The sequence below is a fragment of the Rhizobacter sp. P5_C2 genome (assembly GCF_054049715.1).
Window position 1 is genome coordinate 1 of sequence record NZ_JBFULV010000265.1, and the last position, 627, is coordinate 627.

A 627-nucleotide genomic window follows, 5' to 3' on the forward strand; every position below is an offset into this window, starting at 1 on the left:
GGGGTCGGCGCCGCAGCGGTCGGGGCCGGCCGCCTGGCCGGCGGCATCGGCGGCCCGCCGGCAGGCGTCCACGGCGGCATCGGCGAACTGCAACCGAGCAGCACGGTCACGGCCAGCAGCGACAGGCCGGCAGCGGCGCGCGACAGCGGGGTGGAAGAGGACATGCGGGTCTCCGTGGGACGCAAAAGCGGCGGCGCCGACTATACGACCACACCGCGCGACCACAAGGCCCGCCGACCGGCTCGCGCCGCGCCGCGCACCGCTCACGCCGCCCTCGCGCGTTCCGTCGCATGCGGCTCGCCCGCCCGCCGACGCGGCACGACAGTGCGTCCATCGACACACCACTGCTTCAGGAAACCGCCATGTTCACCGCCATCCTCCACCACACGCCGTCCTGGGTCTGGTTGCTGCTCGCCGGCCTCGTCGCCCTCGGCTGGTCGCAGTCGCGCGACCGCCTGCTGACGCTGCCACGCGCGACGCTGCTGCCGCTGGCGATGGTCGGCCTGTCGCTCTACGGCCTCGGCTCGGCCTTCGGCTGGGCCGCCGAGCCGCTGACCGCCTGGCTGGCCGGCGCGGCCGCCGCGCTGGCCGCGGTGCATGCCGCCGGGGGCTGGCGCGGCATCGAAT

Annotated in this window: 1 protein-coding gene; it reads left to right on the plus strand. The window is 76.1% G+C overall.

Annotated elements, in window-relative coordinates; translation table 11 throughout:
* Positions 1–362 precede the first annotated feature (362 nt).
* A partial coding sequence (locus tag ACXJLU_RS33520) for a DUF6622 family protein (RefSeq protein WP_457338036.1) occupies positions 363–627 on the plus strand: 265 nt, incomplete at its 3' end.